The sequence below is a fragment of the Spiractinospora alimapuensis genome, from assembly GCF_018437505.1.
Lineage (GTDB): Bacteria > Actinomycetota > Actinomycetes > Streptosporangiales > Streptosporangiaceae > Spiractinospora > Spiractinospora alimapuensis.
Window position 1 is genome coordinate 3,462,772 of sequence record NZ_CP072467.1, and the last position, 24,160, is coordinate 3,486,931.

General features: G+C 69.1%; 25 protein-coding genes and 1 tRNA gene. 12 read left to right on the plus strand and 14 right to left on the minus strand.

Annotated features, from left to right (window positions below; genetic code table 11):
• Window positions 1-98: 98 nt before the first annotated feature.
• Entirely contained in the window at window positions 99-776 is a 678-nt protein-coding gene (locus J4H86_RS16050) for a FixH family protein (RefSeq protein WP_236538547.1), read from the minus strand.
• Window positions 777-942: 166 nt separating this feature from the next.
• Window positions 943-1,170, minus strand: coding sequence for a heavy-metal-associated domain-containing protein (locus tag J4H86_RS16055; protein ID WP_236538549.1), 228 nt, complete (start codon window positions 1,168-1,170; stop codon window positions 943-945).
• 211 nt (window positions 1,171-1,381) lie between these two features.
• Here J4H86_RS16055 and J4H86_RS16060 point away from each other — a divergent pair, with 211 nt between their 5' ends.
• From J4H86_RS16060 to J4H86_RS16070, 3 genes are all read left to right on the plus strand, one after another.
• On the plus strand, window positions 1,382-3,349 hold the full coding sequence (locus J4H86_RS16060) for an aconitate hydratase (protein ID WP_236538550.1): 1,968 nt from the start codon (window positions 1,382-1,384) through the stop codon (window positions 3,347-3,349).
• Between the two features lie 139 nt (window positions 3,350-3,488).
• Complete coding sequence (locus J4H86_RS16065) at window positions 3,489-4,154, plus strand: ClpP family protease (protein ID WP_394356383.1); 666 nt, start codon at window positions 3,489-3,491, stop codon at window positions 4,152-4,154.
• Window positions 4,151-4,756, plus strand: coding sequence for a ClpP family protease (locus tag J4H86_RS16070; RefSeq protein WP_236538551.1), 606 nt, complete (start codon window positions 4,151-4,153; stop codon window positions 4,754-4,756). Before J4H86_RS16065 ends, J4H86_RS16070 begins: the two co-directional genes overlap by 4 nt.
• A 67-nt stretch (window positions 4,757-4,823) precedes the next feature.
• Here the strand turns inward: J4H86_RS16070 and J4H86_RS16075 are convergent, their stop codons facing one another.
• On the minus strand, window positions 4,824-5,207 hold the full coding sequence (locus tag J4H86_RS16075) for a helix-turn-helix domain-containing protein (RefSeq protein ID WP_394356384.1): 384 nt from the start codon (window positions 5,205-5,207) through the stop codon (window positions 4,824-4,826).
• Between the two features lie 103 nt (window positions 5,208-5,310).
• Window positions 5,311-5,964 (minus strand): response regulator, encoded by a 654-nt coding sequence (locus J4H86_RS16080; RefSeq protein ID WP_449451348.1) that lies wholly within the window; start codon window positions 5,962-5,964, stop codon window positions 5,311-5,313.
• A gap of 402 nt (window positions 5,965-6,366) precedes the next feature.
• Here J4H86_RS16080 and J4H86_RS16085 point away from each other — a divergent pair, with 402 nt between their 5' ends.
• Window positions 6,367-7,737, plus strand: coding sequence for a hypothetical protein (locus tag J4H86_RS16085; RefSeq protein ID WP_236538552.1), 1,371 nt, complete (start codon window positions 6,367-6,369; stop codon window positions 7,735-7,737).
• Window positions 7,738-7,750: 13 nt separating this feature from the next.
• On the opposite strand, the gene J4H86_RS16090 is transcribed toward J4H86_RS16085, so the two are convergent.
• Window positions 7,751-8,137: a DUF2511 domain-containing protein gene (locus J4H86_RS16090; RefSeq protein ID WP_236538553.1), complete on the minus strand. Its 387-nt coding sequence runs from the start codon at window positions 8,135-8,137 to the stop codon at window positions 7,751-7,753.
• A 271-nt stretch (window positions 8,138-8,408) separates the two neighbouring features.
• On the opposite strand from J4H86_RS16090, the gene J4H86_RS16095 reads away from it, so the two are divergent.
• Genes J4H86_RS16095 through J4H86_RS16105 form a run of 3 tightly spaced genes read left to right on the plus strand, consistent with a single transcriptional unit; the run spans window position 8,409 to window position 10,424 of the window.
• Entirely contained in the window at window positions 8,409-8,954 is a 546-nt protein-coding gene (locus J4H86_RS16095) for a hypothetical protein (protein ID WP_236538555.1), read from the plus strand.
• Window positions 8,955-8,958: 4 nt separating this feature from the next.
• Complete coding sequence (locus tag J4H86_RS16100; RefSeq protein WP_236538556.1) at window positions 8,959-9,687, plus strand: hypothetical protein; 729 nt, start codon at window positions 8,959-8,961, stop codon at window positions 9,685-9,687.
• A gap of 14 nt (window positions 9,688-9,701) precedes the next feature.
• Window positions 9,702-10,424: a hypothetical protein gene (locus J4H86_RS16105; RefSeq protein WP_236538557.1), complete on the plus strand. Its 723-nt coding sequence runs from the start codon at window positions 9,702-9,704 to the stop codon at window positions 10,422-10,424.
• Window positions 10,425-10,459: 35 nt separating this feature from the next.
• Here J4H86_RS16105 and J4H86_RS16110 read toward each other — a convergent pair whose 3' ends face one another.
• Window positions 10,460-11,758, minus strand: a complete 1,299-nt coding sequence (locus tag J4H86_RS16110) for a hypothetical protein (RefSeq protein WP_236538558.1) — start codon at window positions 11,756-11,758, stop codon at window positions 10,460-10,462.
• A gap of 293 nt (window positions 11,759-12,051) precedes the next feature.
• Here J4H86_RS16110 and J4H86_RS16115 point away from each other — a divergent pair, with 293 nt between their 5' ends.
• The 3 genes from J4H86_RS16115 (at window position 12,052) to J4H86_RS16125 (ending at window position 13,912) form a co-directional block, all read left to right on the plus strand.
• A complete protein-coding gene (locus J4H86_RS16115) occupies window positions 12,052-12,504 on the plus strand; it encodes a hypothetical protein (RefSeq protein WP_236538559.1) in 453 nt (150 codons plus the stop codon).
• A 91-nt stretch (window positions 12,505-12,595) separates the two neighbouring features.
• A complete protein-coding gene (locus J4H86_RS16120; RefSeq protein ID WP_236544056.1) occupies window positions 12,596-13,435 on the plus strand; it encodes a DUF2786 domain-containing protein in 840 nt (279 codons plus the stop codon).
• A 57-nt stretch (window positions 13,436-13,492) separates the two neighbouring features.
• Window positions 13,493-13,912: a PNPOx family protein gene (locus J4H86_RS16125; RefSeq protein WP_236538560.1), complete on the plus strand. Its 420-nt coding sequence runs from the start codon at window positions 13,493-13,495 to the stop codon at window positions 13,910-13,912.
• 129 nt (window positions 13,913-14,041) lie between these two features.
• Here the strand turns inward: J4H86_RS16125 and dnaN are convergent, their stop codons facing one another.
• From dnaN to J4H86_RS16140, 3 genes are all read right to left on the minus strand, one after another.
• A complete protein-coding gene (gene dnaN, locus J4H86_RS16130) occupies window positions 14,042-15,178 on the minus strand; it encodes a DNA polymerase III subunit beta (protein WP_236538561.1) in 1,137 nt (378 codons plus the stop codon).
• 563 nt (window positions 15,179-15,741) lie between these two features.
• Window positions 15,742-15,827: transfer RNA gene (locus J4H86_RS16135), tRNA-Ser, on the minus strand.
• A 55-nt stretch (window positions 15,828-15,882) separates the two neighbouring features.
• The gene (locus tag J4H86_RS16140) at window positions 15,883-17,787 is read right to left on the minus strand and encodes a MinD/ParA family ATP-binding protein (protein ID WP_236538563.1); all 1,905 of its coding nucleotides are present in this window, start codon (window positions 17,785-17,787) and stop codon (window positions 15,883-15,885) included.
• A 163-nt stretch (window positions 17,788-17,950) separates the two neighbouring features.
• Between J4H86_RS16140 and J4H86_RS16145 the strand changes: the two genes are divergently transcribed.
• Window positions 17,951-18,940, plus strand: a complete 990-nt coding sequence (locus J4H86_RS16145) for an NAD(P)H-quinone oxidoreductase (protein WP_236538565.1) — start codon at window positions 17,951-17,953, stop codon at window positions 18,938-18,940.
• A 14-nt stretch (window positions 18,941-18,954) separates the two neighbouring features.
• Window positions 18,955-19,488, plus strand: a complete 534-nt coding sequence (locus J4H86_RS16150) for a bacterial proteasome activator family protein (protein WP_394356520.1) — start codon at window positions 18,955-18,957, stop codon at window positions 19,486-19,488.
• A gap of 106 nt (window positions 19,489-19,594) precedes the next feature.
• Here the strand turns inward: J4H86_RS16150 and pheA are convergent, their stop codons facing one another.
• The 5 genes from pheA to J4H86_RS16175 form a co-directional block, all read right to left on the minus strand.
• Complete coding sequence (gene pheA, locus J4H86_RS16155) at window positions 19,595-20,542, minus strand: prephenate dehydratase (RefSeq protein WP_236538566.1); 948 nt, start codon at window positions 20,540-20,542, stop codon at window positions 19,595-19,597.
• Between the two features lie 10 nt (window positions 20,543-20,552).
• Window positions 20,553-20,999 (minus strand): DUF4446 family protein, encoded by a 447-nt coding sequence (locus tag J4H86_RS16160; protein ID WP_236538568.1) that lies wholly within the window; start codon window positions 20,997-20,999, stop codon window positions 20,553-20,555.
• Window positions 21,000-21,061: 62 nt separating this feature from the next.
• Complete coding sequence (locus J4H86_RS16165) at window positions 21,062-21,814, minus strand: glycosyltransferase family 2 protein (protein ID WP_236538570.1); 753 nt, start codon at window positions 21,812-21,814, stop codon at window positions 21,062-21,064.
• A gap of 3 nt (window positions 21,815-21,817) precedes the next feature.
• A complete protein-coding gene (locus tag J4H86_RS16170) occupies window positions 21,818-22,174 on the minus strand; it encodes an STAS domain-containing protein (protein ID WP_269134472.1) in 357 nt (118 codons plus the stop codon).
• 103 nt (window positions 22,175-22,277) lie between these two features.
• Window positions 22,278-24,140: a sensor histidine kinase gene (locus tag J4H86_RS16175; RefSeq protein WP_236538574.1), complete on the minus strand. Its 1,863-nt coding sequence runs from the start codon at window positions 24,138-24,140 to the stop codon at window positions 22,278-22,280.
• Between the last annotated feature and the right edge of the window lie 20 nt (window positions 24,141-24,160).

The following is a 24,160-nucleotide window of genomic DNA, read 5'->3' on the forward strand; positions in this document are numbered from 1 at the left end:
GCACCCCACCGCCCAGGGTTGGCGTCACGAAGCGTCGCGGCCGGATACGGACAACTCACGCAGCGTTGTCAACCAGGACGTGCCGGCGGGAGACGTGCTCAGCGGAGCGTGAACGCGGCTGTGCGGACCGTTCCGTCGTGCTGGAAGTCCAGGAACAGTCGGTACGCGCCGTCACCGGGCAGTTCGGCGTGGAACCGCACCTCGGGGCCTGGTGGCCCGTCCTGGGGATGGACGTGGAGGAAGGCTAGGTCCGCCACGCGGAGGGCCACGAGGTGGCCGTAGGCGCCGAGGTACGGCTCGAGGTCGGTCACCGGTTCCCCGGCCCTGCGGATATCGAAGCTCAGTTCCCCCGCTCCCCCCGGACGTGCGTCCCCTCCGAGCGTGACCTCGTAGTCGTCCACGTCCACGCTGGGCGCGGGCTCGGGCAGGGCGCCGGGACGGTGGTTCCTCGCGACGGTGAAGTCCGCACCACGCACCACCCCCTCGCCGGTGGCCGTGGGCACGAAGTCGGCGAAGGCTCGGTACGGCCCCGGGGTGTCCAGGGTGATCGGCGCCCGCCAGCCGCCGTCCGACGTCGGCGTGGGATGCAGGTGTCGGTACAGCGTGAGGTCGTGCCCGACGACGATCAGGTGCAGCCGCTTTCCGTGCTGTTCGGCGAGGTCGGTGACGACATCACCGTCAGGACCGATGATGCGGACGACCAGTTCCTCGTCCCCGCCGGTCCGTTGGGGGCTCGATACGACGTCCACCCGATAGTCGGTCGTGTTGCCGGTCATCTCCGTACTTCCTCTCACTCACCGAACGGCGGCGTGACACCCCGCCTCCTCCTGCCGGTGGAGGTGTTCCGCCACGCGGCCCCACGTCATCCGGGCGGGCCCGCGCGTTGGGCCCACCCGCCGCTCGCGCGTCGACCCTTGGGCCGGGCGCGTTCCGCCCCAGACGTCACACGCGGCCTGTCACCGTGTACCCCGCTTCGTCGACCGCGGCACTGATCGCGGCGTCGTCGAAGGTCCCGTCGCCCGTCACCCGCAGCCGGCCGGTCGCGAGGTCCACGTCGACCTCGGTGACGCCGCGCACGGCGCCGACTTCCTCCGTCACCGCGGAGACACAGTGTCCACAGGTCATGCCCTCGACGGCGTAGCTGGCCGTGGTCGCGGCTGCCTCGTTCATTCGTCACTCCTCGGTCGCTCTCTCCCCGTTCTCGGGGTGTTCCACCTTTCTACACCATACCCCTAGGGGGTATGCAACCCCGTTGGCGGATCTCACGACCCCCCTCGGGACGACACCCCGGAAATCCTGGTGCCGACCACTCGGCGGAGCATCGAAACCGCAGGTCCCGGGAATGGACGAACTGATGACACCCGATCGAGAGGGACGCCCGATGGGACACACCGTTGCCCACAAACTGATCGCCTCCCACCTCGTCTCCGGTGCGATGACACCCGGTGAGGAGATCGGGATCCGGATCGACCAGACACTCACCCAGGACGCCACCGGCACGCTCGTCATGCAGGAACTGGAGGCGATCGGACTGGACCAGGCCCGCACCCAGGCGAGCGTGCAGTACGTGGACCACAACCTGTTGCAGGCGGATGAGAAGAACGCGGAGGACCACGTCTTCCTGGAGTCGGCGTGCCGCCGGTTCGGCCTGTGGTTCTCCAAGGCGGGAAACGGCGTCTCCCACCCCACGCACATGCAACGATTCGGCGTTCCGGGGGCCACGATGGTCGGTTCCGACTCCCACACCTGCGCCGCCGGCTCCCTGGGGATGCTGGCCGTGGGCGTCGGGGGCTTGGAGGCAGCGCTCGCCATCGCCGGCCGACCCCTGCACATCCGCATGCCGGAGATCTGGGGAGTGCGTCTCACGGGCGAACTCCCACCGTGGACGTCCGCCAAGGACGTCATTCTGGAGATGCTGCGCCGCCACAGCGTGCAGGGCGGCGTCAACCGCATCATCGAGTACCACGGCCCCGGTGTCGCGACCCTGAGCGCGATGGACCGCCACGTCATCGCCAACATGGGCGCGGAACTGGGCGCCACGACCACCGTGTTCCCGTCGGACGCCGCCGTCCGCGAGTTCCTGCGCTCGGAGGAACGCGAGGACGACTTCGTACCCCTCACCGCCGATGACGACGCCGAGTACGACGTCACCGAAACCATCGACCTCTCCACGATCGAGCCCCTCATCGCGATGCCGTCCGCCCCCGACAACGTGGTCCCCGTGCGTGACGTCGCCGGGACCGAGGTCGCACAGGTCGTCGTGGGCTCCTCGGCCAATCCGGGCCTGCGGGACTATGCCATCGTGGCCGCGATGCTGCGGGGACGTCAGGCGAACCGGGAGGTCAGCCTCGACATCAATCCCTCATCGCGACAGATCCTCGCCGACATGACCCGGATGGGCGCCACGATCGACCTGATCACGGCGGGCGCTCGTCTCCACCAGACGGGGTGCCTGGGCTGTATCGGGATGGGACAGGCTCCCGCCGTCGGACAGAACTCCCTGCGCACGTTCCCCCGGAACTTCCCCGGGCGTTCCGGAACCAGGGAGGACTCCGTGTGGCTGTGCTCTCCGGAGACCGCCGCGGCCACCGCTCTCACGGGAGTGATCACCGACCCACGCGACGCCGCCGACGGACTCGGCCTCACCTATCCCCGCATCGAACTCCCAGAACGCAGCAGCGTGAACCGCGCCATGGTGACACCGCCCCTTCCCGCGGAGGAGGGACGGCGTCAGGCCCTGGTGAAGGGCCCCAACATCTCGTCCCTCCCGGACTTCCCACCGCTCCCCGACACGATCGCCGCCCCCGTGCTTCTCAAGGTCGGCGACGACGTCTCCACAGACGAGATCTCACCCGCCGGGGCCGCGGCGCTGCCCTTCCGCTCGAACATTCCGCGCCTCGCGGAGTTCACGTTCACCCGCATCGACGACACCTACCCGTCCCGTGCCCACCAGGTCGCCGACACCACGGGCCACATCGTGGTGGGCGGCGCGAACTACGGCCAGGGATCCTCCCGGGAGCACGCCGCCATCACACCGCGCTACCTGGGTCTTCGCGCGGTCATCGCCAAGACCTACGCGCGGATTCACTGGCAGAACCTCGCGAACTTCGGGATTCTCGCGCTCGAGTTCACCGACCTCACCGACTACGACCGCGTCGCCAGGGGCGACACCCTGGCCGTGGAGGACCTGACCAATGTCCTGCGTTCCGGCGACCGCGAACTGGAGGTCCACAACACCACCCGCGGCGAGCGGTACCGGGTACGCCACAGCCTGTCTCCCCGCCAGGTCACCATGGTCCTCGCGGGTGGCCAGATCCCCCTCCTCGCCCGCGACCACCGCGACACCTGACAGCGGAGCGCTCCACGTACGCCCTCTGCCCACGGCAGATCTCCTACCGGCAGAAACGCTCGATCCCAGTGTCAGGAGTGCCACAGGGTGGTGAGTGGAGCCCGGGTCGGCGACACGCTCGGGCAGAGGAGGAGACGTCATGATCGACACACGCCCACGGATGGCCGAGGCGCCCCTGCCCGGCCCATCCTTCGATGACCAGCTCGCGGCACGGCTGCTCCACAGCCGGATCGTCACCCTCGGCTCCGAGGTGGACGACGCCGTCGCCAACCGCATCTGCGCCCAACTGGTCATCCTGGCCGACGAGGACCCGAAGCGAGACATCACGTTGTGGATCAACAGCCCCGGCGGGTCCGTTTCCGCGGGGATGGCGATCTACGACACCATGCGGTTCGTCCCCAATGACGTCGCCACCCTGGTGCTGGGGTCCGCGTACAGCATGGGGCAGTTCCTGCTGTGCACCGGAGCCCCAGGCAAGCGGTTCGCCCTGCCCAACGCGCGGGTCATGATGCACCAGCCGAACGGCGGCATCGCCGGAAGCGCGGCCGACATCGCGATCCAGGCGGAGAACCTCGCCCACACCAAGAAGACGATGCAGCGCCTCATCTCCGAGCACACCGGGCAGGACGAGGCCAGGGTCGTTGCCGACCAGCGGCGCGACCGCTGGTTCACCGCCGAGGAGGCCAAGGAGTACGGCTTCGTCGACCGGATCGTCAGCGATCCGCGAGAGATGCGTGAGTCGACGCCCCACGGGTTCGGGTTCACCACGGTCGGCCCGTCCACGAAGGAGGGAGACGACCAATGAGCGGCTACCCGATCCCGATGGTGGTCGAGCGCAATCCCAACGGGAGTCGCTCCTCGGACGTGTTCAGTCGGCTCCTGACCGAACGCATCGTGTTCCTCGGCACTCCCATCGACGACGACGTCGCTAACGTCGTCATGGCCCAGCTCCTCCACCTGGACTTCGAGAACAACGAGCGCGACATCCAGCTCTACATCAACTCCCCCGGTGGCAGCAGCACCGCGTTGACCGCGATCTACGACACGATGCGGTTCATCCGCGCCGACGTCGTCACCGTCTGCATGGGCCAGGCGGCCTCCGCCGCGGCGGTCCTGTTGGCGTCGGGCACACCGGGGAAGCGCATGGCGCTGCGTCACTCGCGCGTGGTGCTCCACCAGCCGTCCACCCAGGCCCGGGGGGATGCGGCCGACCTGGAGATCCAGGCGCAGGAGGTGATGAGGATCCGCGCCGAGATCGAGGGGATCCTCGCCAAGCACACGGGCCAGACCGTGGAACGACTGCGCGAGGACACGGATCGGGAGCGGATCTTCACCGCGGAGGAGGCGCGGGAGTACGGGCTGGTCGACGACGTGATCCTCGAACGGCAACTGCCCAACGGCGGTTGACGGTCGGGTCCCGGCGCCGCCCGGTGCTCGCCTCCACACGGCCCGCCGTGGGGGGCGAGCGCCGGGCTCAGGCGGCGAGGAGCATCGCCGAGGAGCCGTCCTGGCGTGGGGCACGCATCGAGGGCAGCGTGGCGACGGGAGCGGCCGGACGCAGATCGGCGGTGAGGGTGCCGAGGAGCTCGTCCAGTCCCATCCCCAACGCACGGTTCACGGCCGCCAGGACCTCCGACGACGGTTCCTTGCGGCCCCGTTCGATCTCGGAGAGGTAGGGCAGCGACACCTGCGCGGCGTCGGCCACCTCTCGCAGCGTCTTGTCCTGCGCCTTCCGGGCCCGGCGCAGAGCCTGACCGATGAGGTCCCGAAGCAGCGGATCCTCCGGTCGGTTCTCCCGGCCCTCAGGGCCTGGCTCCGGCGGGCTCGGTGGGTGGACGTTCGCGGCGTGGTCGGTCACGACGCCTCCTGGTTGGGCGAACGGACGGTTGTCGACCAGCGTATTCGGGCAACGGCGTCCGAACCATGGGACGGGGCGTATTCCGCGTACGGCGTATCGGAGGCTACTCGCCCGAGATCATCTGTGTCCGCAACGCATAGATCGCCGCTTCCATCCTGGAGTGGACGTGCAGTTTCTCCAGGATGTTTCGGACATGATTCTTCACGGTGTTCTCGGTGATAAAGAGCGTCCGACCGATTTCCCGATTTCCGAGCCCCCGCGCGACGAGCTTGAGGACCTCGCGCTCGCGCGCGGTGAGCTCCGCCATCGGGAGGTCACGTGTCTGCGGCTTCTGGCGAGCGAGTTCGGTGAATTCCGAAAGAAGCTTCGTCGCCATCGACGGCGTGATGAAGGACTGCCCCTCGAACGTGGCGCGCACGGCCTCGGGCAACTGCTCCACCGAGTTGTCCTTCAACAGGTACCCAGTAGCGCCCGCCTTGATCGCCTGGAACAGGTCGGCCTCTTCGTCGCTGATGGTCAGTATGACGATATTGGTGCTGGGCACAGCCGCCTTGATGCCGGAACACGCGTCGATGCCGCTGGCCTTGGGCATGCGAATGTCCATGAGCACCACGTCGGGGATGAGCTCCTCCGCCTGGCGCACGGCTTCGGCACCGTCCGCGGCCTCCCCAACGACGGCGATGTCCGTGCAGGGTTCCAGGACAGCGATGAGACCACGACGGAACAGGGCGTGATCGTCGACCAACAGCACCCGAATCGGTTCGGTTGGTCGCCCGGCCAACGCGGATTCCGTGGCGGCTGATATGGGGGAAGACCCGCTCACGACCGTGATTCCTTCCTCGGAAGATCCCTATCACCTTATGTGGTGCCCGTCCTTTGTGTCGCCATTCCGGAAAAACCGGGGCGCGACCGCGGAGCCCGCGCCGGCGTACATCTCGACGTGAACGCCCCTGGAGGCTGTTTCCACAGGAAGGTGAATATTTCTGGTCATTGGCGGACGCTCGGCCTACCCTTGACAGTGCTGGTGCCCTTCACGGTGCCGGCGGCGGTGATAGCGACCAGGGCAGTACAACCCACGAACAGTGTTGACCCCGAACAATGGTGACCTCGGAAAGCGTGTCGGTCCTACGAACGAACGCACTGTTGGGGGTGGAGCCGGGTGGAAGTCGTCACCATGGCGGCACTCATCACGTTGGCGATCCTTTCGACATGGTACGGCTTCGATCGGCGAGCCCGTCGGCGCGCGCTGTCCCAGCGTTTCCGGCACACGACCCACCGGCTCGATGAACTGACCGTCCCCCTGGCGAGCCTCGTCGACAACCTCGACCGGCAGATCGAACTCGTCCGCGGAGCCTACGCCGAGGACGAGCTCCCCCGCGTTCTCGGCGGCAGCATCGAGACGTTGCGCTCGGGAACGTCGCTCCTGCTCCGCCAGTCCGACCTCACCACCGACCGGGAGAGCCTCCTGCGGGCACGCGACCTCGACGGTGTGTCCGAGACGATCCACTCCTGGCAGGACCTGGAGGCCAGTGTGCGCCGGGTGCTCCCGGCGTTGCGCGCCGAAGAGGAACGCCTCACCCAGGCGATCGCCCGCAGCCTGGACGTCGCCGACCACTTGCACGAGATCTCCTCCCTGACCGTCGACCTCCGCTCCCGGATCGACTCCGCCGCAGAGCAGGGCTTCGTCACCACGGCCGCGACAGCCGTCCTGGATGGGGCCCCGGGCCGTGTCACCCAGGTGAGACACCTCATCGCCCACCGGCAGATCCTCGCGGCACAGGACGCGCTCGACGGACTCGTCGCCGACCTGACCACCGCCATCGACGACGTCCTCCGCCTCCCGCGCAGGCGGCAACACCTGGCGACGCGCGTGGACACCCAGACCCGTGACCTACGCGAACTGGACGAGCTCACCGGACAGGCGGCGGTCGCCCAGGCGGAACTGACCACCCACTTCGCCGCCACCCTCTCGGTCGACCTCGCGTCGAGCCGGGCCCTGGCCGACGAGCACGCCACCCGCGCGGCGCGACAGCTCGAGCGCGCCCGGCACCGACTCGCCGAGGGCGACCTGGACGACGCCGAGCGTCTGGCCGACGCGGCCGACGTCTCCCACGACGCCGCCCGCACCCAACTCCAGCACCCGACGCGCCGCCTCGCCGCCGTACGGGACCTGCGCGACCGGCTCCCGGAACGAAGGACACGACTGTACGAACAGACGGTGGAACTGGAGAAACACGCCGAGCGGGAGACCGTCACCGCGTCGTTCACGGCTGTCGCACGGGAGATCCGGGTACAGCTCGACCGGGTCGACCTCGCCTCGGAGTACCCCGACTGGTTGGAGTGCGACCGCCGCATCGACGAGATCGAGACCCTGATCGACAGGACCGACGCTGGTGTTCGGCACTGCCTGACCGCCATCGGCCAACTTCGCGGTGAGGCACGCAGCCTCACCCGTCGCCTCCGTGAGGAACGATCGGCCCGATACGAGGCCGAGGGCATCCGACGCTGGCGCTCCGAGCCGGCGTTCTAGCCACGGGCGGGGACTACTCCCCGCACTCCTCTTCGCCCAGCTCGATCATGTCGTCGAGCGGAACCTTGGGGGAGAGCGCCATCCCCTCGTCCCCGTCCTCCTCGCTGTCGCCCTCCGCCTGGCCGGTGTCGAGCCAGATGGGGTCGGGCGCGGCGTAGGAGTCCGACTCGACCGCGGCCTCGTTCACGGCGTACTGTTCGCCGGACCGCGCCCGGAAGAACACCGCGCCGTCGTCACAGTGCAGCGAGCCTTCCTCCACGGAGAAGGGCCAGTCGAGCCCGTCGTCCTCGAACGCCGCGCGAGTCACGGACGCGCCTCCGTCCCCGCCTTCGCCGCACGCCGTTGCCAGTGCCGCCAGCACCGCGACGGAGGCACCCACCGTGACTCGCTTGATCTGCACGGGCTCTACTCCCAGGGGATCGTGGAACTGAGAAGCCGACACCGCCGGGATCGTCAGGGGAGTGTCGGAACACCATTGACCCTAACCACACCGTGCGGCGGCGCCAACCACGGTGGGCGATGTCCCGTCGGCGCACACGGGCCGCGTTCCTGGTGGGGTGTCCAGTCGTCCCGTTTCGCCATAAGATTCCCCCGTGGCTCACCATCAATCGGAGCAGCGAATACAGCGAGGCGGCTGGCTCCCCGGCAACCGTCTCGTTCGCGCTTTGATCGTGGGGCTCTTCGTTCTGTGCGTGATCCTGCTCGCCGTCCCTCTCGGATTGAACGGCGGCTTCGCCACCGCCGAACCGGCACCGGCCGCGGTCGAGACCGAGGAGACGGTGCGCACCGACCTCTTCGACATATCGCTGGAGAGCGCCGAGCTCGCCCAGGGGGACCTGGGGCACGTACTGCGCCTCAACGCGGAGTTGACCTCGCACCTGACGGAACCGGAGAGCGCACGGAGCTTCGTCCGGTTCCTCGAGCCGGTCGTCGAACCGGGAGGGACCGAGGTGGAGAGCTTCGACACTCTCTACTTCGACCGCCGCCCCGAGGAATCGGTCTCCTACGTGCAGCCGAAGTCCAGCGAGTCGATCGCCGCCCAGTGGAACCTGCCGGAGGAGCTGGGCGCGTTCGGCGACGCCGAGGCCGACTACGTACGCGTGCGGATTCTCGTTCCGGAGTACGCTTCCGGGTTCACCGACCAGACGGAACAGTGGCGACCGACCCTGTCCGACGACGTCGCGGCCGAGATCCTCGTTCCGCTCGAGGGAGGGTGAGCCGATGGCCGGTAAGGGACCGCTTCGCCATGCGCCGACCGTCCTGCTCTGCGCGGGGCTGCTCGCGCTGATCGGCGTCGCACAACACCTCGAGATCTCCTTCACGGACCGGACCGCGCCGATCGCGACCTCCGGTTCTCCCGAGGAACCCGTCGACACCGGCACCTTCACACTCACCGTGGACGACGTGCGGCTGGCCGCCGCCGTCGCCGACGCGTCCGACCTCCCGGAGGAGACCGACGCCGACGCCGGCGTGGACCCGGGCACGGACCCGGACGGTGACGGGGAAGACGGTGCCGTCGACGACGGACTCGACCCGGCGGCTCTCGACGACGACGGGGCCGGTCTTCTCGGCGACGGTGGCGCCCCCCTCGAGGCGGAGGGCCTGTGGGTCGTCGTCGACCTCACCGTGACCGCCACCGACCGCGGCCTGACCGTGGACACACCGGCCCTTCTGGACGTCGCCGACGGTCTGAGCTATGGCAGTGTCGGCCTCGACTACACGATGGAGAACTACCAGATCTCCCCGGGAATCCCGGCGTCGGGCTCCCTGGCGTTCGAGGTCCCCCAGGAGCGACTCGAGGATCCCACGCTTCGGTTCGTCGCCGGCGGGATCGACAGTCGCCTGGCCGGTGAGGCCAAGGTCGACCTCGGGCTGGAGGAGTCCGACCTCGACGCGATGACGAACGATCCGGTGGAGGTCGCCCCGATCTCCGCCCCGGCGACCAGCTAGGGAGGAGGTCCACCGTGCGGCACCCCGTATCGCCACCGGTCCCGAGCACACCACCACCGGCACCGATCCCCGGAGGGTCCCGACGCCGCCCCTGGTGGCGCCGGGGGCAGGTTCCTTACATCCTCGCCCTGGTCGTCCTGCTCCCGGTGACCGCCGGGGTCCCGTGGTGGCTGGAGCGGGAGAGCGCCCGGGAGTCGGGCAGTATGCCCGCGCCCCCCGTGGAGATCCCGACCGGTGCCGCGGAGTTCTCCGACGTCCATTGGGAGTTCCGCGGCGCGGCGGTGGGAGCGGTGGACGAATCGTCGACCATCCCCCCGCCCGAGGGGACCGAGCTGGTGGACGCGGTCTTCACCGCCACTCCGCTCACGGAGAACGGGGCCAACCTGCTCGCACAGAAGTGCGACATCCGCGCTGAGGATGACGCCGGCCGCGAGTGGCGGACGAGCGCGGCCGGTGGACTTCGCGACGCCTTGGACGACACCATCGAGCCCGGACGGTGCGTCGACGACGACTTCGAACCGCTCGCCGTGGACGAGGAGCACGTCGTGGTGGCGACCTACGAGATCCCCGAGGACGCCGTGGACTCCCTCAGCTTCGTGCTCACGATGGACCGCACCTACTTCGAGCCCAGTGACGTGGATCTCGAGGAGTTCGCCTTGGAACTCGAGTGGGACCCCGACGATCTTCCGGAGCCTCCGTACCCGCAGGCGGTCCGCTTCCGCGAACCCGTTCTCTAGTCACCGCACCAGCGGCACCACGGGCGTCGCGTCCGTCATCCCGCTTCGTCCACGACGTTCGCCCGTGCCCGTCGCCCCGAGGTCCGACGGCCCAGACGGCGCAGGGTGAGTTCGAACGCGGCCGCGAGGAGGCAGATCCGCAGCAGCTCGTGCAGTCCGTCCACGGCGAAGCTGACGGAGTTCAACCACTGCCACCACCAGCCGTGGAAGTCGTTGGCACCCACGACCACGTAGACCGCGCGCTCCAACCAGCCGAATCCGAGTTCCAACAGCATGTAGTAGAGGCAGAACGACAGGTAGAAGACCGGGCTCACGCTGAGGATGAGGCGGAACGCGTTCAGGAACGGCCAGTACTTGTCGTTGAGGTTCTGGCGCGCGCCGTGGGTCATCAGGTCGATCAGCCGCGGGAAACGGCCGCGCAGGGTCACCGCCGCCTCGTGCACGCGTCGCGCGCGTCCTTGGAAGAGGGCCTCGGCGCTGTCGATGTGCTTGGCGCCGAAGGCGACGGCGGCGATGGTCAGCCACAGGAGCGGCTCGAACAGGCCGTCCTTGACCAGGCCCCATCCGGTGGCGAGGAAACCGAACGCGACGGTGAAGAAGTTCAGCAACGGCAGGGAGACGAGGTCACCGAGCCAGGTCAGGAAGTCCGCACCGACCTGGCGTGTCTCGATCCACACCGCGCGCGAGCTCGTCCACGCGGTGACGTCGCGGAGCACGGCCTGCACCGTGTAGATCGCGAAGAAGACCCATCCCGCCTCCAGGATCGCGGTCACGACGCCCAGGAGCGGATTGTTGGACTTGCGGTAGAAGTGCTCGACGACGACCCGCGCCACCAGAAGCCCGACCGCGATACCGATCAGAGCCGTCGAGTAGTCGAGATCCCCGACGTACTCCAACGCCTCGACGCCGCCCTCGTTGAAGGCGCTCACCGCGTAGACGCGGAACTCTTCGGTGATGAGGCCCCACGCGCTGTAGAAGATGAGGAACGGCAGGATCGCCATCGCGATCGCGTCGACGACCCGCCGCTCGCGCATCCGCATCGAGTTCGGAGATCCGTCGGCGCTGGCGCTGAGTTCCCGCTCCAGCACCGGCAGCCCGGGCCTCAGCATGTGGAACATGATGATCGTGGTCGTCAGCGTGACCAGCAAGGAGAGGCTCAGGGCTGCCATGCCCAGGAGCTGGTTGGTCAGCCCGAGCCGCACGATCTGCCGCAGCAGCATGGTGTGCAGGAAGGTGCCGACGGCATAAGCGCACAGCAACGGAGCCCAGTACCGCCTCGCCAAATCGAGGGTGTACAGGGGAAGGGCTGCCGCGGACGTCACCATTCTGGCCATGACAGGCACATCCTAACGATCTGTCAGCTCCATAACCGTCTCGGCCGGAAGCGGCCAAGCGACCGGGTTGGCCAGCGAAGAACCAGGTGCCTCCACCGCCGGGGGAACGTAAGGGGCGCCTGTCGCGTTGCACAGGTGGACGAGCGGTACGGGAGACGCCGACTCGGGACTCCGACTCGGGGAAGGGTCAGGGAAAACCCCCCATGTGTTCCGTCGCCGCACAGGGCACACTGGAGGGTGGCCCCCGGCGGCAGTGCCGGAGGGACCACAGGCAACTTTCGAGGAGAGCGAACATGACGCTGGAGCGCGGAAACTCAGGACTCTCTCCCGCCGTGGCTTCGACCACTTTTCTCTGGCCCTGGGGCTGGGCGGTGGGTGGGGGCGCGGTGGCCGCCGCGGCCAACGCGTTGATGAACCTCAGTCCCAACGTTCTGATGATGCTTCCCGGAGCTCTGTCGACCGGTGTCTTCTTCTTCGCGCTCATCGGCGGCGGTGTGATGTTCCTCAGCGGCAAGGGCGACCGGCGCGCCCGCCGGTACGCGGGGAAGCACCCGTGGCAGACCGCGATGGTTCCGGCCGGCATCGGCGCGGTCGGCGTCGCCGCCTTCAGCTACATCGGCTTGGCACTGAGCGGGAGCCTGTTCCTGGGGTTGTTCGCGGCGGCCGCGGCCGGCATCGGCGCGGGCATCGCGCTGTGGGTCATCCTGGGTCTGATCGCCTCGGTCGCGGGCAACAAGTCCGCATGACACACCGTAGAATGTACCGCTGATGCACACTGCCGGCGATGCCGGTCAACGCGGGGGGACGGCCGCACACAGCATGTCGACCAAGGCCCGGATGATCGAACGTGTCCGCGGACTGCTGCGTATGGCAGAGGATCCCGCGGTCACCGACGCCGAGAGCCAGGCCTTCACCGCGAAGGCCGCCGAGCTCATGACGCGGCACGCGATCGCCGAAGCCGAGGCCCGCGCGGAGCAGGGCCTCGGCGCCGAAGAGGTAACGCGCTTCGACTTCCTGGTGTCCGGCAAGGGTGGGCACGGGAAGGCGCGTGTCAAGGCGCTGGGCATGATCGCGGGCGCCTACGGCTGCAAGTCCGCGGTGCGCGGCAACCAGGCGACGAACACCGATCGCACGCTCATCATCCTTGGGACGCAGTCGTCCCTGGACTCGCTCCAACTGCTCCTGCCGTCGGTCACCCTCCAGATGGAGTCCTCCGCGCGGTTCTGTGCCAAGGAGCACATCGACCGCATCCGCGAACGGCGCAACGTGGACCGGTCGACCCTGGCCACCGAGCGCAACCGTTTCTACCGCTCGTTCGTGCGCGCGTACGGTGAGGCGGTCGCGCAGCGGATCCAGGAGTTCCGCGCCCGACTCGCCGAGGAGAGCTCCGCCGCGGGGGCCGCCGGGGGGAGTTCGGACGCGAGTGGTGGCGCGCCCTCGGCGGCGACCGGGGCGGAACTCATCCTCCGTACCGACGCCCATCGCGTCGAGGAGGAGTTCGAGCGCCGCTTCCCGCAGCTACGTCCCACGCGCAACGAGCGCACCCTGCACCGCGACGGGTACCGCGCGGGCTATGTCCGGGGCAGTCGGGCCGAACTGGGCCTGTACTCCGCGGTGGGGGCGGACGGTCGGGCGGGACTGCCCGCGGAGTCCGAACCAGCACACGATGGTGAGTGACACACCACACATTTTCTGCGACCGTGGTATGTGGCGGACGACACCCCGGGAGGCCCGGTGCCAGCCACGACCATCCTCAAACCGCTCAGTCGGCATCGAACCGCGGTCCTGACGACCTACGGTCCCGACGGCCTCACCCCCCAGACAACGCAGGTGCGCTTCGTCATCGACGGTGACCGGGTGTTGGTCGGCGTTCCGCGCGGATCCGCCCACCAGGCGCGCCTGGACGAGCACCCCGTGGCCGACCTGACGCCGTGCACGCTCCGCGGCACCGTGGCCGGATCGCCGGTTCGGGCGCGGGTCCGTGGCCTGGACGGCGGCGACGCCCGACGCGCGGGCATGCTCCTGACCAAGGCGGACCCGTTCCGGATGGTGCGCCCGCTCACTCTGACCCAGTTCGCGACACGACTGGTCTGCTACGCGCTCGAGCCGCTGCCGGACCAGGACAACGAGTCGGTCGAGGGCGCTCCCGAGTAGCGGGGGGCAGGAAGGAGTCCGACGTTCCCCTGCCCCATTCAGGAGGAACGCCGGAGCCGAGGCCCACGCGAAACACCGCGCGGCCGCGGGGTGTGTCGCCCGGGCACGTGTGCACGGCCCGCTCGTCCGCTACGAGGGCGGACGCAGCGGCATCGTGAGGTACCGGAACGACGGATCGTCCCGCCCGTCCTCGGTGACTCCGCCGAGGACCGCGGGCCGTGTCGGGGACGTGAGACGCACTCGGACGGTCTCGGACTCGACCGCGACGAGGCCGTCGAGCAGGAACTGGGGACTGAAGGACACGTCCATCGCGTCTCCCGTGAGTTCGGCGTCGACCGTCTCGATCGCCTGTGCCGACTCGTGGGATCCGACGCTGAGGACCAACAGCCCCTCACCGAACGACAACCGCAGCGGCGCGTGCCGTTCCGCGACCGAGGCCACCCGTTTCACCGCCTCCGCCAGCGTGGCGGCGGGTAGGTCGACGTGAGCCGCGAAGTCGTCCGGGAATCGGGACTCGTACCCCACGTACGGACCGTCCAGGAGGCGGACGGTGCTGGTCCAGCCGCTCCCGGTCAGCCCGATCATGGTCGCCGCCTCCGCCTCACCGGCGACCGCGAGGGCCACGTTGCCGTCACTGGGGAACGACCGTACGACGTCGAGGAGGGATCGGGCGGGGACCAACGCGGTGGTGTCCTCAGTGCCTTCGGCGGCCTGCCACCACAGGTCCCGAACCGCGATGCGGTACCGGTCGGTGCTCACCAGGCGCAGTTGTTCGGGTGAGAACTCGACGTGGATCCCGGTCAGGATCGGCAGCGTGTCGTCCTTGCTGGCCGTGGCCGCGACCTGTCGGACCGCGGACGCGAGCGACGTCGAGGCGACCGACCCCCGCGCCTGCGGCAGCTCCGGAAGCCGAGGGTGGTCCTCCAACGCCAGCAGCGGAACGGTGAACACCGTACGCCCGACCTCGATCCGCACGTGCCCACCCTCGAGCGTGACCGTGGCCGTCTCCGCCGGCAGGCGACGCACGATATCCGCCAACAACCGCCCCGGCACGAGCACCCCGCCCGGTTCCTCCGCCCACACCGCGACGGACCCCTGCGCGGACACCTCATAGTCGAAACTCGAGACTCGGAGCTCCGCCTCCCCCGCGGTCGAAACCTCCAGGCGCACCCCGGCCAACACGGGCACCGAAGGACGACTGGGAAGGGCCCGCGCCGCCCAGGCGACGGCATCGGCGAGGGCCGCACTGTCGGCCTGAAAGCGCATCGTGACCTCCTCGGTCATGGATATCCGCCGATCACCATAGGTCGAGGGAGTGACATCGCCCCTCAGTCCCGGCGAGCGAGGTCCGCGTGCCCTAGGTGTTGTGTCCTGTGTGGTCGCTGCGCGGATGGTGCCGCAGCGGGGCCCGGGCTTCGGCTCGCACGGCGATCCGTGAGGGGCACCACTGGTTGGCTGTTGGAAAGGATCGACGCGGCGAACGTCGTCCTGGCGGTCGCGAGCCCTCAGCACCCCCAACGGTGCCTCCCCACGAGGCACAGCGGTTCAAAGACACGACCTACCGCCGTATCCACCCCAGGCCAACCACACCATCGTTGGAAGCCCGTCGACATCCTCCCTCCACCCCTTGCGCAACGTGCCCTCAATGGGAGGCACGCGATGGCCGTCCGTTGTGGGTGGGGCGGGGGAACGCCTCACTTCCTCGTCTCTCGAGGCGGGGAACGGCCTCACCCCCGCCGGGCCGGGAATGAGGTCTCCGGAAAAGGTTCAGGCCCTGCTCCTCGCGCCATGGAGCAGGGCCTGAGCTGGTATGACACCAGGTATTGGGGCGGAGGGTGTGGGATTTGAACCCACGGAGCCCAAAGGACTCAACGGTTTTCAAGACCGTCGCACTCGGCCGCTATGCGAACCCTCCTGGTGCACAACCACCGACTACGATGCTAGCCCACCGCGAGGCGGGAGAGTGCCGGTCATCGGGGCCAGGCGAAGGCCTCCCCCACGTAGGCCGCGAGTTCCAGGTAGGCGTCCCGCGTGGCCGGGTCGAGGCGGTCGAGGTCGATCTCGGCTCCCTCCTCCAGGTGGGTGTCCCACGGGATCTTCACGACCGAGCGGCAGCGCCGCCGGAAGTGCTCCTCAAGTTGGGCCAGGTCCACGGCGCCGCGCCCCTTGGGATTCACCATGGACAAGACGACCAGGCCACCGCGCACCAGGTCTCCGTACTGGTGGGCCTCCAACCAGTCCAGGGTGGCGCTCGCGCTACGGGCGCCGTCGACGGACGGGGAACTCACCAGGACGATCTGGTCGGCCAGTCCGAGCACGCCGGCCATCGCCGAGTGGAGCAGGCCCGTGCCGCAGTCGGTGAGACAGATCGAGTAGAAGTGCTCCAGAATCCGCGACACTTCGCGGTAGTCCTTCTCGCTGAAGGCCTCGGACACGGCGGGATCGCGGTCGGAGGCGAGGATCTCCAGCCGGCTCACCGCCTGTGAGGTGTAGGCGCGGAAGTCCGCGTACCGCTGAATGCTGTCGCGTTCGTTGAGGAGGTCCCGGATCGAGGCCGCGGACTCCAGGCGGACCTTGTCCGACAGCGTGCCTCGGTCAGGGTTGGCGTCCACGGCGAGCACCCGGTCGCCGCGCAGCGAGGCCAGCATCGACCCCAGGGCCGCGGTCGTGGTCGTCTTGCCCACCCCACCCTTGAGGCTCAACACCGCGAGACGGTAGTGGCCACCCGCGACGGGGGTCTTCACCCGGTTGATCAGGTCCCGGCGGCGCAGCTCCTCCGCGGACTCCCCCGGATGGACGAGGCCACCGGTCAGCGTGTAGACGGCGCGCCGCCAGCCGCCCCCCGGCGCTTGGCGACGTCCGCGGACCAGGGTCTCCGGGCGCAACGACTCCGCCGTCGGGGTAGGACGTTCCGGCAGTTGCGAGGGTGCGGCGGGCCATGGGGAGTTGGACCGGGCGAACCCGCCGGTGTCCCGCGCGTCGCCGTCGCTCGTCCCGTCCCCCCAGAAGTACGCGTCCGGCACGCCCGCCCCGGACCCGACATTGGGCCCCGGATCCGCGGACTCGGACCGTAGGGGTTCCGGCCGTCCCGATTTCGGCTCCGGCTCCGCCGTGTCGAGGATCTCCGTCGGAGACTCCGCCTCGGCCTCCGTCGTGGGGGCGGGTATCTCGGCCTGCGGCCAGAACGTCTCCGTCCGCGCCGGTTCCCCCCGGTCCGGCTTGACCGGAGGAGGCTCAGAGGGCGCCAGTTCGGTGGGTACTGGCGGCTCGAACGCCGAGGGCGGCAGCTCGGTCGTGGTCGGATCGTCCACAACCGGCCGTGGGTTGTCCGGCGTCTCCCAGACAGGGGGCGCCCAGGCGTCCTCCGGAACCTCAGTCGTCGGCGGTTCGGTCAGTGGCGGCCTGGGGTTGTCGGGGGTCTCTCGAACCTGGGGAGCCCACGCCTCGACAGGTGGTACGTCGTACCCCGCCGCGGCGTACGGCGGCGTGGGGGCCGGTGTTCCGTTCGGCGGGGGAACAGCGGTCGGCGTGGAGGCCGAAGGGGGGAGCGGTTGGGGTTCGGGGATGTCCTCGTCGTTGGCCAAACGCCGCGACGGGGTCGGTGGCGGGGGGTCCACCGGCGCTGGGGGTTGGTCCTGGGTTGATTCGGCGCGGGTCCGCCGCGCCGACGGAGGACCCCACAGTTCGGCGGCCGACGCGGGAGGGGGCAGACGCTCCGAGGTGTCCCGAGCGTACGGTGGCGGCGGTGGCGCGCCCTCACCGAACCAGTCGAGGGCCTCCCGCCCCGGCTCCGTGGTCTCGCTCTCCCCGGAGTTACGCCAGCCCTCCGTGGATTCGACGTCGCGTTCTATGTGGCCGTCCTCGCGATCTGCCACCGGAGCCCCCTCGGCGTAGACGGTGGAATGGATGGGACGGCGGTCCCGTGTCCGATAACCCCGCCGTCGCGGTCTAATCCAACAGGTCTGTCCCTATTCGTCAACTCCCTGCTCCTCTCCCCGTGGACGCACACGGCACAGCACGCTCGATAGCGTTGACCCCATGCACGCAATCGTGGTGGAGGAACCCGGCGGTCCCGAGGCGCTGACCTGGCGTGAGGTGCCTGACCCGCGCCCAGAGGCCGGTGAGGCGCTCATCGAGGTCACGGCTACGGCGGTCAACCGAGCGGACGTCATGCAACGTAGGGGCGCTTATCCGCCTCCCCCGGGCGCTCCCCCGTACCTCGGTCTGGAGTGTTCCGGCCGGATCGTGGAGCTGGGCCCGGACGTCACCTCCTGGCAGGTCGGCGATGAGGTGTGTGCCCTGCTCAGTGGAGGCGGCTATGCCGAGAGGGTCGCCGTGCCCGCGGGCCAACTGCTGCCCGTCCCCTCGGGTGTCGACCTCGTGCACGCCGCGGCCCTGCCCGAGGTGGCCTGCACCGTCTGGTCGAACGTGTTCATGGTGGGCGGACTCACGTCCGGGGAGAGCGTCCTGGTCCACGGTGGGGGCAGCGGCATCGGCACCTTCGCGATCCAACTCGCCCACGCCCGTGGCGCACGGGTCCTGACCACCGCGGGCAGCGATGAGAAGCTGGCGACCTGCCGATCGTTGGGCGCGGACGTCACCATCAACTACCGCGCCGAGAGTTTCCGGGACCGGGTCCGGGCGGAGACCGACGGCGCCGGAGTCGACGTGATCCTGGACATCATGGGCGGCTCCTATCTCGAGGACAACGTCGCCTCGCTCGCCACCGACGGCGACCTGGTGGTGATCGGCCTCATGGGTGGGCGGCAGGCGGAACTCGACCTGGGCCGCATGCTCGTGAAACGCCTGTCCGTCCACGCGACGACGCTACGGGCCCGCCCCGAGGCAGAGAAGGCGAGGATCGTGGCCGAAGTCCGAGAACACGTGTGGCCCCTCATCGAAGCGGGCACGATTCGCCCTATCGTGGACCGCACCATGCCACTGGCTTCAGCGGCGGAGGCCCATCGAGTGCTGGAGTCCAGCGAACACATCGGCAAGATTGTGCTCACGTCGGACCGCGGGGTTTGAGGAGTTGTCGCGTGATCAGCCAACCTAACGGCGAAGAACAGCCACACGTCCTGATTGTCGGGCCGGACGCCGCCCACGGGGACGACGACGGACCGGAGGGGAGCGAGGGCGAGGAACGCTCCATCACCGACATGGTCGAGCAACCGGCCAAGGTGATGCGCATCGGAAGCATGATCCGTCAGCTTCTGGACGAGGTCCGGGCCGCGCCTCTGGACGAGGCCAGCCGCCAGCGCCTGAAGGAGATCCACGAGAGCTCCATCAAGGAACTCGAGGACGGGCTGGCGCCGGAGCTCGTGCAGGAACTCGAGCGGTTGTCCCTGCCGTTCACCGAGGCCGAGGCACCGTCGGACGCGGAATTGCGGATCGCCCAGGCACAGCTCGTCGGCTGGCTGGAGGGCCTGTTCCACGGAATCCAGACGACCCTGTTCGCGCAGCAGATGGCCGCACGTCAGCAGTTGGAAACCATGCGCAAGGCGCTCCCGCCGGGGATGACCCCGAACGCGCAGGAGCAGGGCGGGCACACCGGGGGCTCTGGTCCCTACCTGTGAGGGTGACCGCCGGGCGTTGAACGTGCTGTGGGGTCGGATGCGCGACGGGCGCGCGTCCGGCCCCTTCTCCCTCTCCGTGACCCGTGGGCTCGGGAGCAGGAGAGCGCTACTGTGCCTGGCCGGCGCGGACGCGCGACAGCCAGTCGGCCGCCTCGGCGAAGTCCGCGTTGGTGGTCTCGCGGCGTGGAACGAGCCGGTCCACCTCGGCGGTGGCGTCGGTACGTGGATAGCTGCCCAGGAACAGGACGTCACGGCAGATTCGCCGGCTGCCCATGAGGGCCTCGCCCAGGCGCGCGTCCGCCACGTGGCCCTCCGCGTCGATGAAGAAGCAGTAGCTACCCAACGCGTCCCCGGTGGGACGGGACTCCAGGCGGGTGAGGTTCACGCCACGCACGGAGAACTGGTTGAGCAGTTCGACCAGTGCGCCCGGTTGGTCCCCGTCGAGAAACGCCACCAAGGACGTCCGGTCGTGTCCCGTGGGCTCCGGGACGCTGCCCGGGAGCGCGAGGTGCACGAATCGGGTCGTGGCTCCGGCCCGGTCCGCGAGGCGCTCGGCGAGCGGGGTGAGCCCGTAGTGCTCGCCCGCGATGCTCGAGGCGATCGCGGCGTCGTAGTCCGACCCGGGTTCGGCGGCGAGCTGCGCGGCGGCAGCTGTGGAGGGAGCCGTGAAGGTCTGGGCGTCAGGGAGGTGGTGCCACATCCATCCCCGGCACTGCGCGAGGGCGTGCGGATGCGTGACGACCCGCTTCACGTCCTCCAGTTGCACCTCCGGTCGGGCGAGGAGGCTGAACTGCACCTCGACCGCGCCTTCCGCGGTGATGAGCAGCGGCTCTCCCGTCACCATCTCGGCGAGGGTGGAGGTGACGCCTCCCTCGACGGAGTTCTCCAGCGGGACGACGCCGCCCGCCACGTCGCCACCGCGAACCGCCGCGAACACGGCGTCCACGCTGGGACAGGCCAGCCGATCCCCCGGACGCACGTCCGGCTTGAGTTGCCGCAGTGCGACTTCGGTGAACGTGCCCTCGGGACCCAGATACGCGTAGCGGGTGGCCATGACTTGCAGGTTATACCTCGGTAACCGCCGTACGGGACGAGCCGGCCTCGGCCGACCGCCTGGCCTCGCTGCCCGGCCCCTGCCCCATCCGGGCGGCCCGCACGGCGCGGTACTCCTCAGGCGAGAGCTCCTCGCGCGCGTTGCCCTCCTCCACGAGCTTGGCGTAGGTGCGCGTCTCGCTTCGACCGTTGATCGAGGTGAGCACGATGCCGTCGCCGGACGCGTTGAGAAGCGCGAGCGAGAAGGAACGCGCCCCCGACATCTGTTCCAGTGCGTCGTAGCGCACCATCCCGATATCGCGGACCGCGCGTTCGTCGACCAGCCCAGAACCGCTGGGCACAACGCGGTCGGACCGCTTCCTGGCGGGACGCCGACGGGACCGGAAGTAGGCGGCGCTTCCGAAGAGGAAACCGGCCACGCCGGTCACCGCTCCTATGGTGGCAAGCGTTGTGATCATCACGCTTCGAGGATAATCGTTACTCTCCGAATTTTCGTGGATACACAACGGCGTTGGCCTGATCAGTGGGGAAGGGATTCCGGCACGTCGCCCCGCCGCCACCACCGCCGCGCCGCGAGCGCGCGCGACACGTCCACGAACTGTCGTCCTCGGTGTATCTGGGACCGCAGCCCGGTCCCCGTTGGCCGGTGTTCCAGCGGGACCGGCACCTCCGCCACCCGAAAACCACGCCGCAGCAGGTCGATCGTCAGCCCGGTCTCCACACCGAAGCCCGGGGCGAGGGGCCGGGCCGCCTCGAACGCCCGGCGGGTGAGACAGCGTTGACCGTTGAGGGGCTGCTCTGGTTCCCACTCCGTGGCGCGCCGAATGCCGTTGCGGGACAGGCGCACCACGAATCCGTGTCCCCCGAGCCGGGGGCGGGTCGGCGGGAACAGGGCGATCGTCATGTCGGCCTCGCCCCGCTCGACGGGACCGACCAGATCCGCGGCGCGGCCCGCGGAACGGCCGAGGTCGGCGTCGAGGAACAGCAGGAGCCGATGCCCCGCCCCCACGCCCGTCTTGGCTTCCCGGTCCTCCACTATGCGAACGCCCGCGGCCCCCGCTTCCATCGCCGCGCCCTTGCCGGCGTGCCGCGACTGGCGCAGGACGATCGCCCCCGCCGCCTCGGCCCGACTGGCCGTCTGGTCAGTCGAGCCGTCATCGACAACGAGGACGAGGTCCACGCTGGGAAGAGTCCACGCCGCCTCGACGGTCGCGGCGACGGTGGCCTCCTCATCCTTGGCGGGGACGACGACCGCCACTCCGCCCCGTGCCACCGACTACTCCGCTGGCGCGGCGGTGGCCACCCGCACGGTGTCCAGGGTCGGATGGATCCTGAAGACCGCGTCGAGCCCGGTCACCTCGAGAATCTTGGAGACCGTCCCACTGGGCGCCACGATCTCCAGATCTCCGCTCCGTTCCCGTGCCCGCTTCAACCCTGAGAGCAGCACGTTGATGCCCGTGGAATCACAGAACTCCACCTGGGACATCTCCACCAAAAGCCGTCCCCCACCGGCGTTGTCCAGGGCTGCGACGAGTTCGCTGTGCAGCCGCGGGGCCGTGTACAGGTCAATTTCACCTCGGACGGCAACCAATGCGTGATCCGAGTGTGCGCTGGTCGAGATCTTTAGCTCCACATCGCAGACTGTAGTCCTCTGACCACGCTTGGACCACTCGACGCGACGCGTTTCGCGACATCCCACCCAAAAAAAGAAATAACGGACGCAACGGAAACGCCGGTCATGCCGGATGTTCGACCGTTTTCGCGCAGGCGAGCCGAAGTCGCATACACGTCCCGCTCGGCGTGTTGGGGTGCGCCGTGACATCGCCGCCCTGGACGCGGGCCAGCCGGCGGGCGATGTACAGCCCGAGGCCGATACCGCCGAACCGCCGTCGGTCCCCAGGGTCGCCCTGCACGAACCGATCGAAGACGCGTTCCCGGTCGCCGTCCTCGATGCCGACTCCGTTGTCGGCGACCTCCACCGTGATCTGGTCACCGGACTGCCGCGCGGCGACGACCACTCGGCCGCCCTCCGGTGAGTACTTCAGCGCGTTCTCCAGCAACTGGCCGACGATCAGGTCCGTCGCGGTGGAGTTCCCGTACACCGGCGACAGTCCGTCCGGGATGTCGAGCACCAACGTGTGCCGCTCGGTGAGGGACTCGAACGCGGTGGTCGTCTCCTTGAGCACCGAGGCGAGGTCGAACTCCCACCGGTTCTCCGTGAGTTCCGTCGTCGCCTCGGGAGACCCCAGGAAGAGGTTGTCCACGATCCGGGCCAGTGTCTCCGACCGGTCGGCGATCGTGGAGATGGCGGAGCGACGATAGTCCTCGTCGAGCTGGTCCCAGCTCCGCTCCAGGGTCTGGGCGAATCCGCGCACGACGGTGATCGGGGTGCGGAGCTCGTGACTGGCGGTCGCGAGGAAGAGGTCCTTCTCGTCCTCCAACGCCTTGGACTCGGTGACGTCCCGGAAGTCCACGACCCACTCGTTGGTCTCGGGAATCTCCTGGCTGAGGATCTCCAGCCAACGGCCGTTCGGCAGCAGGTGCGTGACCGGGTCGCCGTGGGGCAACGGAACCGGGAAGAAGGGCCGCTTGTCGAGCACCTCCTCGAAGGGACGCCCGGTGAGCTCCGCGGCGACACGGTTCCACTTGCGGATCCGACCACGGGAGTTGAGCACCGCGATCCCGTCCGCGCTGCCCTCGAACACGGCACGCTCGTGGCCACGCTGGCGGGCGGTCTCCTGGTAGCTCATCGCGTTACCGAGCGCCACGCCCGCGTGCCCGGCGAGCAGCTCCACCAGCTCCAACTCCGGGTCCCCCACCCGTTGCCCGCTGTAGAGCGCGTAGAGGCCTCCGCACGGACGCCCGTGCACGTTGGAGACGCCCAGGGCGATGGTGTGCAGGCCGTCCAGGTCCGCCCAGATCAGGTCGTCGAGGTAGCGGGTCTCGGCCGTGGCCACCATGACCGTATCCCCGGTCTGGAGCAGCTCACCGAAGAGACTGGTGGCCAGGTTGGACTCGAAGTCGGCGCGCTCGTCCGGCAGGTCGACCATGCTGACGAGACGCACCATCTCGCCTTCGATCAGGACGAAACCCGCCGCGTCGGCACCCGTGAGTTCGGTGAGGCTCTGGGCGATGCGGGAGAAGATCGTTGAGATGTCGAACTCGGCGTTGATGTCGACGATGACCTCGGCCAGGCGGCGGACGAGCTGGGCCCGCTCCTGCATCTTGTTGGGAGCGACGATGGCGTCCTCCACTTCCTCGAAGACGTTGACCCAGCCGCTGATGTCACGCTCGGGTCCCATGCTGGAGGTGTTGACGCGGACGGAGACACACGTCCCGTCCTTGCGGAGCCGGCGCGTGGTCATGGACACCGAACCGTCGGTGCGGACACGCTCCATGGCTGCCTGGTACTCGGCCCGGAGCTCCGAAGGCACGTAGGGGGCGGGCCCACCCAGTACCTCGTGGGCGCTCCAGCCGAACATTCGCTCGGCCGCCTCATTCCAGACAACGACCTTGAGCTCGGAGTCAATGGCGACGATCGGGCTGGCTGCTCGGGCCAGCACCGTCTGCGCGTCGAGGGGTGCGGCGTTGACGCTCACCTTGTCATAGTGCCACCAAA